Origin of the sequence: Leifsonia sp. (assembly GCF_051955155.1) — a bacterium.
GTDB lineage: Bacteria > Actinomycetota > Actinomycetes > Actinomycetales > Microbacteriaceae > Leifsonia.
This window is the reverse complement of the sequence record NZ_JBQCGZ010000058.1, coordinates 1-6,855: the sequence shown is the minus strand read 5'-3', so window position 1 is coordinate 6,855 and position 6,855 is coordinate 1. Positions and strand designations below refer to the sequence as shown.

General features: G+C 70.6%; 6 protein-coding genes. All 6 read left to right on the top strand.

What is annotated here, in order from left to right; all coding sequences use genetic code 11:
• Positions 1-1,719 (top strand): transketolase-like TK C-terminal-containing protein (locus ACTHMF_RS05890; protein ID WP_440316678.1); only part of this gene is annotated, 1,719 nt, incomplete at its 5' end.
• 9 nt (positions 1,720-1,728) lie between these two features.
• Positions 1,729-2,937: a PucR family transcriptional regulator gene (locus tag ACTHMF_RS05885; RefSeq protein ID WP_314148147.1), complete on the top strand. Its 1,209-nt coding sequence runs from the start codon at positions 1,729-1,731 to the stop codon at positions 2,935-2,937.
• 85 nt (positions 2,938-3,022) lie between these two features.
• Positions 3,023-3,964 carry an ACP S-malonyltransferase gene (locus tag ACTHMF_RS05880; protein WP_314148149.1) on the top strand — a complete coding sequence of 314 codons (942 nt, stop codon included), beginning with the start codon at positions 3,023-3,025 and terminating at the stop codon, positions 3,962-3,964.
• Positions 3,961-4,965, top strand: coding sequence for a beta-ketoacyl-ACP synthase III (locus ACTHMF_RS05875; RefSeq protein WP_440316677.1), 1,005 nt, complete (start codon positions 3,961-3,963; stop codon positions 4,963-4,965). Before ACTHMF_RS05880 ends, ACTHMF_RS05875 begins: the two co-directional genes overlap by 4 nt.
• 42 nt (positions 4,966-5,007) lie before the next feature.
• The gene (locus tag ACTHMF_RS05870; protein ID WP_021765217.1) at positions 5,008-5,259 is read left to right on the top strand and encodes an acyl carrier protein; all 252 of its coding nucleotides are present in this window, start codon (positions 5,008-5,010) and stop codon (positions 5,257-5,259) included.
• Between the two features lie 111 nt (positions 5,260-5,370).
• Positions 5,371-6,606, top strand: coding sequence for a beta-ketoacyl-[acyl-carrier-protein] synthase family protein (locus tag ACTHMF_RS05865; RefSeq protein ID WP_440316676.1), 1,236 nt, complete (start codon positions 5,371-5,373; stop codon positions 6,604-6,606).
• The last annotated feature ends 249 nt before the right edge of the window (positions 6,607-6,855 follow it).

The window sequence follows — 6,855 nt, the reverse complement described above, 5'->3', positions numbered from 1 at the left end:
GAGAACGGCGCCTACGTGCGCGAGAACTTCTTCGGCCGCGACCCGCGCACCCTCGAACTGGTCAAGGACTACACCGACGACGAGGTCTGGAACCTCAAGCGCGGCGGCCACGACTACCGCAAGGTCTACGCGGCCTTCAAGGCGGCCGTCGAGCACAAGGGCCAGCCGACCGTCATCATCGCCAAGACGATCAAGGGCTACGGCCTCGGACCGTCCTTCGAGGGCCGCAACGCGACCCACCAGATGAAGAAGATGACGCTGGACAACCTCAAGACGTTCCGCGACGCCATGCGCATCCCGGTGTCCGACGCGCAGCTCGAGGAGAACCCGTACCTGCCGCCGTACTACAACCCGGGGCCGGACGACGAGGCCATCCAGTACCTGCACGAGCGCCGGCGCGCGCTCGGCGGCTACGTCCCGGAGCGCCGCGTGAAGTACACCCAGCTGAACCTCCCGGACGACTCGGCGTACGCGATCGCGAAGAAGGGCTCCGGCACGCAGGAGATCGCCACCACGATGGCGTTCGTCCGCCTGCTCAAGGACCTGCTGCGCTCGAAGGACTTCGGCCACCGCATCGTGCCGATCATCCCGGACGAGGCGCGCACGTTCGGCATGGACGCGTTCTTCCCGAACGCGAAGATCTACAACCCGAACGGCCAGCACTACACCTCCGTCGACCGCGAGCTGCTGCTGGCGTACAAGGAGAGCCCGCAGGGCCAGATCATCCACGTCGGCATCAACGAGGCGGGCGCCCTCGCGGCGTTCACCAACGTCGGCACCTCGTACTCGACGCAGGGCGAGCCGCTCATCCCGGTCTACGTCTTCTACTCGATGTTCGGGTTCCAGCGCACCGGCGACGCCATGTGGGCGGCGGGCGACCAGATGGCGCGCGGCTTCCTGATCGGCGCCACCGCCGGCCGCACCACGCTGACCGGCGAGGGCCTGCAGCACGCCGACGGCCACTCGCTGCTGCTGTCCTCCAGCAACCCGGCCGTCGTCTCCTACGACCCGGCGTACGGCTACGAGATCGGCCACATCGTGCGCTCCGGCCTGGAGCGGATGTACGGCGAGTCGCACCCCGACCCCAACGTCATGTACTACCTCACGGTGTACAACGAGCCGATCGTGCAGCCGGCCGAACCGGAGGGCGTGGATGTGGACGGCATCGTCCGCGGCATCTACAAGCTCCGTGACGGCCAGGAGCAGGGCCCGAAGGCCCAGCTGCTCGCCTCCGGCGTCTCGGTGCCGTGGGCCCTGGAGGCCCAGCACCTGCTCGCGCAGGACTGGGGCGTGTCGGCGGACGTGTGGAGCGTCACCTCGTGGGGCGAGCTGCGCCGCGACGGCCTGAAGGCGGAGGAGCACAACTTCCTCTACCCGCAGCAGGAGAAGCAGGTGCCGTACGTCACCCGCAAGCTGCAGGGCGCCGATGGCCCGTTCGTCGCGGTGACCGACTACATGCACGCGGTGCCGGACCAGATCCGGCAGTTCGTGCCCGGCGAGTACGCGACGCTCGGAGCAGACGACTTCGGCTTCTCCGACACCCGCGCTGCAGCGCGCCGCTACTTCAAGATCGACGGCCCGTCACTCGTCGTCCGCACCCTGGAGCTGCTCGCGGCCCAGGGCAAGGTGGACCCGAACGCGCCCGCCTGGGCGATCGAGAAGTACCTGCTGCACGACGTGAACGCCGGCACCACCGGTACCGCGGGCGGCGAGGCGTAGCAGCCGCCCGTGCCGACCACACCGGAGAGGACGAAGGCCGAGACCCTTGCGTGGCTGCGCAAGATCTCGGGCGAGCTGGCGACGACGACGCTGAAGCGGCTGGAGGACACGCTCCCCTGGTACCGGGACATGCCCCCCGGCCGCCGCAGCGCCGTCGGGCTGGTCGCCCAGGCCGGCATCTCCTCGTTCATCTCGTGGTTCGACGACCCGCGGTCGACGCCGTGGATCGCCGCAGACGTCTTCGGGGCGGCTCCTCGTGAGCTGCTCCGGAGCGTCAGCCTCCAGCAGACGCTCCAGCTCATCAAGATCACCGTTGAGGTGGTGGAGGAGCGCGTCACCACCGGAGGCAACGAGTCGCTGAAGGAGGCCATCCTCCTCTACTCGCGCGAGATCGCCTTCGCGGCGGCGGACGTCTACGCGCGCGCCGCGGAGGCGCGCGGCCTGTGGGACGCCCGGCTGGAGGCGCTGGTCGTCGACAGCATCCTCACCGGCGAGTACGACGACGAGCTGCCCAGCCGGATCGCCGCGCTCGGCTGGCACGGCCACGGGGAGGTCAGCGTGCTGGTGGGCACGGCGCCGAAGATGCTGGACGTCGACCAGCTGCGCCGCACCGCCCGGCACATGTCCGCCGACGTCCTGATCGGGGTGCAGGGCAGCCGCCTGGTGCTCGTGATCGGCCGCGCCTGGCCGAGCAGCAGCACCCCGGAGGAGGCGATCGGCACCGCGCCGGTCGTCAGCTTCATGGAGATCGCACAGCAGCTGGAGCCGGGCTTCGGCGCAGGGCACCTGGTGCTCGGACACGAGGTGCCGAGCCTCGTGGACGCGTCGAAGAGCGCGAAGGCGGCGCTCGCCGGCTTCGCCGTCGCGAAGGCGTGGCGCAACTGCCCGCGCCCGGTGCACGCGGACGACCTGCTCCCCGAGCGCGCGCTGGCCGGCGACGGCCTCGCGCGGGCGACGCTGATCAGCCGGATCTACCGGCCGCTGCAGGCGTACTCGACCGAGCTGCTGACGACGCTCTGGTGCTACCTCGACAACGGCCGGTCGCTGGAAGCGACGGCCCGCGAGCTGTTCGTGCATCCGAACACGGTGCGCTACCGGCTCAAGCGCGTCTCCGAGGTGATCGGCTGGGACGCCACCGGCGCCCGCGAGGCGCTCATCCTGCAGGCGGCGCTCATCGTCGGCTCGATCAACGAGCCCGACCAGCCGCGCCGCGCCTGACGTTGTAGACGTCCACAAAGCATCCCCCGATAGTTCGTACCCATCCGACACATCCGCTTGGCGGAAGATTGGCAGACTGGAACTCGTGATTGTGATCGTGTGCCCGGGTCAGGGCTCCCAGACCCCCGGCTTCCTCGACCCGTGGCTCTCCGAGTCGTCGTTCCGCGATCAGCTCACCGGCATCTCCGACGCGGTCGGCATCGACCTCGTCGCGCACGGCACGGTGAGCGACGCCGACACCATCAGGGACACCGCCGTCGCGCAGCCGCTCATCGTCTCGGCCGGTCTGCTGACGCTCTCCGCGCTGCTCGCGGACGGCCGTCGCGAGAAGATCGGCGGCATCGCGGGCCACTCGGTCGGCGAGCTGACCGCGGCCGCCGGCGCTGGCGTGCTGTCGGAGACCGACGCGGTCGCGTTCGTGCGCGAGCGCGGCGCGGCGATGGCGAAGGCCGCCGCCGAGACCCCCACCGGCATGAGCGCCGTCATCGGCGCCGACGAGGCGGAGCTGCTCGCGAAGCTCGACGAGCTCGGTCTCTCCCCCGCCAACTACAACGGCGGCGGGCAGATCGTCGTCGCCGGTGCACTCGACGCGCTCGCGAAGCTCGGCGAGGAACCGCCCGCCCGCGCCCGCGTCATCCCGCTCCAGGTCGCCGGAGCGTTCCACACCCGCTACATGGCGTCGGCCGTCCCCGTGCTCGAGGACTTCGCCGCCACCCTGACCACGAACGACCCGACCCTGCGGCTCTGGACGAACAAGGACGGCTCCGAGGTCACCGACGGCGCCGAGTTCCTGCGCCTGCTGGTCGGCCAGGTGTCGTCGCCCGTGCGCTGGGACCTCGACATGCAGGCCTTCCAGGAGGCCGGTGTCACCGGCATCATCGAGGTGGCGCCCGCCGGCGCACTCGTCGGCCTCGCCAAGCGCGGCCTGAAGGGCGTCCCGAGCGTCGCCATCAAGACGCCGGACGACCTGCCGGCGGCGTTCGACCTCATCGACCAGGCGGCGAACACCGAGGAGACCACCCGATGACCCAGCCCATCCTGCAGCAGTCGCACGGCCCGCAGTACACGCGCATCCTCTCGATCGGCGCGGCGCGCGGCGACCTCGTCGTCCCCAACGACGACCTGATCGGGCCGATCGACTCCTCCGACGAGTGGATCCGCCAGCGCACCGGCATCGTCACCCGCACCAGGGCCAGCCACGACGTCCTCGCCGTCGACCTCGCCACCGAGGCGTCGAAGGAGGCCATCGAGAAGTCGGGCATCGACCCGTCGCTGATCGACGCCGTGATCGTTGCGACCATCTCCAACTCGCGGCAGACGCCGTCGCTCGCCGCGGTGCTCGCCGACCGGGTCGGCGCGAACCCGGCAGCCGCCTACGACATGAACGCCGCGTGCGCCGGCTACGCTTACGGCATCGCCCAGGCGGACGCGCTGATCCGCGCCGGCGTCGCGCACTACGCGCTCGTCGTCGGCGCCGAGAAGCTCTCGGACGTCGTCGACCCCACCGACCGGACCATCTCGTTCCTGCTGGGCGACGGTGCCGGCGCGGTGGTCGTCGGGCCCAGCGAGTATCCCGGCATCTCCACGACGATCTGGGGCTCGGACGGGTCGAAGGCCGGCGCGGTCGGCATGAACAGCACGCTCACCGAGTTCCGCGACGGCGAGGCCCCGTGGCCTACCCTGCGCCAGGACGGCCAGACCGTCTTCCGCTGGGCCGTATGGGAGATGGCCAAGGTCGCCAAGCAGGCGCTGGACGCTGCCGGGGTCACTCCGGACCAGCTCGCCGCCTTCATCCCGCACCAGGCGAACATGCGCATCGTCGACGAGTTCGCCAAGCAGCTGAAGCTGCCGGAGACCGTCGCGATCGCGCGCGACATCGAGACGACGGGGAACACCTCCGCGGCCTCGATCCCCCTTGCGACGCACCGGCTCCTCCAGGAGCGGCCGGAACTGTCCGGCGGCCTCGCGCTGCAGATCGGCTTCGGCGCCGGTCTGGTGTTCGGCGCCCAGGTCGTCGTGCTGCCCTAGACTGTTCAACGGTCAAACGACACCCCCTCAAGGAGAAAAACCATGGCATTGTCCACCGAAGAAGTTCTTGCCGGCCTGGCCGAGCTCATCAACGACGAGACCGGTATCGCGACCGACACGGTCGAGCTGGACAAGTCCTTCACGGACGACCTCGACATCGACTCCATCTCGATGATGACCATCGTGGTCAACGCCGAGGACAAGTTCGACGTCAAGATCCCGGACGAGGAGGTCAAGAACCTCAAGACCGTCGGGGACGCTGTCGAGTTCATCGTCAAGGCGCAGGACGCCTAAGCACCGCACGACACACTTCCTTCGCGTGGGCGGTGGCCGATCGGCCCCGCCCACGCGGGTGGACGCGCGCGTCGCGCCCACTGTCGTTCCCAACAACACGGAGTTGCCGGTATGACCAAGAAGATCGTCGTCACCGGCGTGGGCGCATCCTCCCCGCTCGGTGGCACCGCTCCGGAGAGCTGGGCCGCGCTGCTGGCCGGAAAGTCCGGTGCGCGTACCCTCACCCACGAGTGGGTGGAGAAGTACGAGCTCCCCGTCACCTTCGCCGCCGAGGCCGTGGTGCGTCCCGAGGAGGTCCTCGAGCGGCCGGTCGCGAAGCGGCTCGACCCGTCCAGCCAGTTCGCCCTGATCTCCGCGATGGAGGCGTGGGCCGACGCCGGATCGCCGGAGGTCGCTCCCGAGCGCCTGGGCGTCGACTACGCGACCGGCATCGGCGGCGTCTGGACCCTGCTGGACGCCTGGGACACGCTGCGCGACCGCGGTCCCCGCCGCGTCCTGCCGATGACCGTGCCGATGCTCATGCCCAACGCCGCCTCCGCCGCGGTGTCCATGCACTTCGAGGCCCGCGCGTTCGCACGCACCGTTGCTTCCGCCTGCGCGTCGAGCACCGAGTCGCTCGTGAACGCGTACGAGCACCTCCAGGCCGGCCTCGCCGATGTGGTCATCGCCGGCGGCACCGAGTCGGCCATCCACCCGATCACCATCGCCTCGTTCGCCTCCATGCAGGCGCTGTCGCGCCGCAACGACGACCCCGCGACGGCCTCCCGCCCCTACAGCGTCGACCGCGACGGGTTCGTGATGGGCGAGGGCGCCGCCAGCCTGGTGCTGGAGACCGAGGAGCACGCGCTCGCGCGCGGCGCGCACATCTACGCCGAGATCGTGGGCGGCGGCGTGACCGCCGACTCGTACCACATCACCGCCAACGACCCGGAGGGACGTGGCGCCAGCCGTGCCGTCCACCTCGCCCTCGCGCAGGCGGGCGCGAGCCCGGACGAGGTCACCCACATCAACGCGCACGCGACCAGCACGCCGGTCGGCGACCCGTCGGAGTACGTGGCGCTGCGCGAGGTGTTCGGGGACCGCATCCACGACATCCCCGTCTCGGCGACCAAGGCCTCCACCGGCCACCTGCTCGGCGGCACCGGTGCCCTGGAGGCGGTGTTCACCATCCTGGCGCTGCGCGACCGCGTCGCCCCGCCGACCATCAACATCACCGAGATGGACCCGGCGATCCCGCTCAAGGTCTCCGGCACCCCGCAGCCGCTCGGCGACGGCCCGCAGCTGGCGATCAGCAACTCGTTCGGCTTCGGCGGCCACAACGCCGTCGTCGCGATCCGCTCGGTCTGACCAGCCACCACGTACGAAAGGGAGGAGTTTACGGCCGTCCCGGCCGTGAACTCCTCCCTTTCTCGCGTCCGGCCGGCGTGTCACGTGCAAAGTCCTCCCTTCTTGACCGTGTCAGGAAGGGAGGAAATCCGTGGCCGCGGGCCCCGAAACGCGAGTATGGGAGGAGTGGGGGGGGGGCCGGGGCCGCCGCCCCCCCCCCGCCACTCGCCCCCCGGCGCGGGGCGGGGGGGGGCGCCCGCCGCCGGGCCC

Bases quoted from the DNA above. Each gene is read 5' to 3' on its own strand.
- ACTHMF_RS05875 (WP_440316677.1), top strand. From the start codon at position 3,961: ATGACCCAGCCCATCCTGCAGCAGTCGCACGGCCCGCAGTACACGCGC.
- ACTHMF_RS05870 (WP_021765217.1), top strand. From the start codon at position 5,008: ATGGCATTGTCCACCGAAGAAGTTCTTGCCGGCCTGGCCGAGCTCATC.
- ACTHMF_RS05865 (WP_440316676.1), top strand. From the start codon at position 5,371: ATGACCAAGAAGATCGTCGTCACCGGCGTGGGCGCATCCTCCCCGCTC.